Source organism: Streptomyces sp. NPDC059853 (genome assembly GCF_042731495.1).
Taxonomy (GTDB): domain Bacteria; phylum Actinomycetota; class Actinomycetes; order Streptomycetales; family Streptomycetaceae; genus Streptomyces.
On sequence record NZ_JBHWJL010000478.1, the window covers coordinates 1 to 2,528 of the forward strand.

The 2,528-nt window shown below is 76.8% G+C and carries 1 protein-coding gene; it reads left to right on the forward strand.

Annotation, left to right across the window (positions count from 1 at the left end):
• Window positions 1-150: 150 nt before the first annotated feature.
• On the forward strand, window positions 151-2,528 hold a 2,378-nt coding region (locus ACFV5N_RS26980; protein ID WP_385604911.1), incomplete at its 3' end, for a SpoIIE family protein phosphatase.

A 2,528-nucleotide genomic window follows, 5' to 3' on the forward strand; every position in this document is an offset into this window, starting at 1 on the left:
GCCGGTCTGTGCGCAGACCCGCCCCGGCCGGCGCCGTACCGTCCGCCGCGGCCCCGGTGCGCTGAGGCCGCCGCCCCCGGGGGCACCGGGCCCCGCCCCGGCCGGCGCTGTGCGGTTGTCGGCCGGCCGCCGGTGCCACAGGCTGGGGATGTGAGTACAGGCGGCCCGGGGCACCCCTCCCAGGACGGGGCCGACCCCTGGTCCGGGCCCCCGGACGAGGCGGCCACCGCCCGCGCCGTGCTGGACGCCTCCGGCGTCGTCACGCACTGGAACGACGGCGCCCGCGCGCTCCTCGGCCACACCGCGGCCGAGACCGTGGGCCGCCCGGCCGCCGGACTGCTCGCCGGCCCCGTACCGCCCGGCGTCCCGCCCCGGGACGGCGGCCCGCTGCTGTGGACGGGGCAGGCCGCGCTGCGGCACCGCGACGGGCGGCGGCTGACCGTACGGCTGCTCGTCCACCGGCTGTCGGAGCGGGACGGTCACCCGGACGGCTGGCTGGTGGTCAGCCCGATCACCGGCACCGCCCGCACCCCGCAGGACGAGCAGCTCCCCCGGTCCGCGTTCCTGTACGCGCCCAACGCCCTCGCGCTCTACGACACCGACATCCGGCTGCGCCGCGCCAACCGGGCGATGGAGGAGGTCATCGGCGTCACCGAGGAGGAGGTGCGCGGGCTGCGGCTGTCGGAGATCGGCGGCAAACCGCAGAGCATCGAGCTGGAGGAACAACTGCGCGAGGCGGTACGGACCGGCCGGCCCCGGGACGTCCGCACCCGGCTGCGCACCGGCGGCGAGACCCGCGAGCACGCCTGGCTGGGCCGCATCGCCCCGGTGTGGGACCCCGACGGCCGGCTGGTGGCCGTGGCGCTGGCCGCCGTCGACATCACCGGCGAGGACCGGGCCCGGGTCCGGCTCCAGCTGGTCAACGACGCCGGGCGGCGGATCGGCAGCACCCTGGAGGTCGGCCGCACCGCGCGGGAACTCGTCGACGTGTGCGTGCCCCGGCTCGCCGACTTCGGCACCGTCGATCTGCTGGCCACCCCGCACCCGCACGGCGCCGCGCTGCCCGCCCTGGAGGAGGGGACGCTGACCCTGCGCCGCGTCGCGCACCGCTCGGCCCTCCCCGAGAGCCCCGAGGTGGTGGTGGCGGACGGCCAGGTGTGGGACCACCCGGTCTCCGCCTCCCCGGTGCGGGCGGTGCTCTCCGGCGAACCGGTCGTACTGGACCGGGACGACCCCGACTTCCCGGCCTGGGTGGAACAGGACCCGGCGCGCGGCCGGCGGGCCCTGGAGCTGGGCGTGCACTCGGTGCTGACGGTCCCGCTCTCGGCGCGCGGGGTGACCCTGGGCGTCGCGCAGTTCGCCCGCTACCGCCGCCAGGACCCGTTCGCGCCCGACGACGTGCTGGTGGCCCGGGAGATCGCCGCGCGGGCCGCCGTGTGCCTGGACAACGCGCAGCGGTTCACCCGGGAACGCGAGACGGCGCTCGGCCTCCAGCGCAGCCTGCTGCCGCAGACCCTGCCGCAGCGCACCGCCGTCCAGGTCGCCTCCCGCTATCTGGCGGCGGCCGGGCAGACCGGGGTGGGCGGCGACTGGTTCGACGTGATCCCGCTGTCCGGGGCGCGGGTGGGGCTGATCGTGGGCGACGTGGTGGGCCACGGGGTGCAGGCGTCCGCGACGATGGGCCGGCTGCGTACCGCCGTCCGCACCCTGGCGGACGTCGATCTGCCGCCGGACGAACTCCTCACCCACCTCGACGATCTGGTGCTCCGGCTGTCGGAGGACACCGGGGTGGCCGAGGGCCCCGGGGACATCGGCGCCACCTGCCTGTACGCGGTCTACGACCCGGTGAACGGCTCCTGCACCGTCGCCAGGGCCGGGCATCCGCCGCCCGTGCTGTACCTGCCGGAGACGCGCGAGGTCATCACGGTGGAGCTGCCGGCCGGGCCGCCGCTGGGCCTGGGCGGGCTGCCGTTCGAGTCGGCCGAGCTGACCCTGCCCGAGGGCTCGGTGCTGGCACTGTTCACCGACGGCCTCGTGGAGCGCCGGGACCGGGACATGGACGAGGGGTACCGGCGGCTGCACCGGGCCATCGCCACCCCCGCGCCGTCCCTCGACGCCTGGTGCGAGACGGTGATCGGCACGCTGCTCGCCGGGGAGCCGCCGGCCGACGACGTGGCGCTGCTGATGGCGCGCACCCGGATGCTGGACGAACGGCACGTCGCCGCCTGGGACATCCCCGACGACCCGGCCAGCTGCGCCATCGCCCGGCAGGATGTGAGCGGGCGGCTGGCGGACTGGGGGCTCGCGGAGCTGGTGTTCACCACGGAGCTGGTGGTCACCGAGCTGATCGCCAACGCGATCCGGCACGCCACCGGGCCGATCCGGCTGCGGCTGATCCTGGACCGCACCCTGATCGTGGAGGTCTCGGACACCAGCAGCACCGCCCCGCATCTGCGCCGCGCGGCCGGTTTCGACGAGGGCGGACGCGGACTGATGCTGGTGGCCCAGCTGACGGAGCGGTGGGGCAC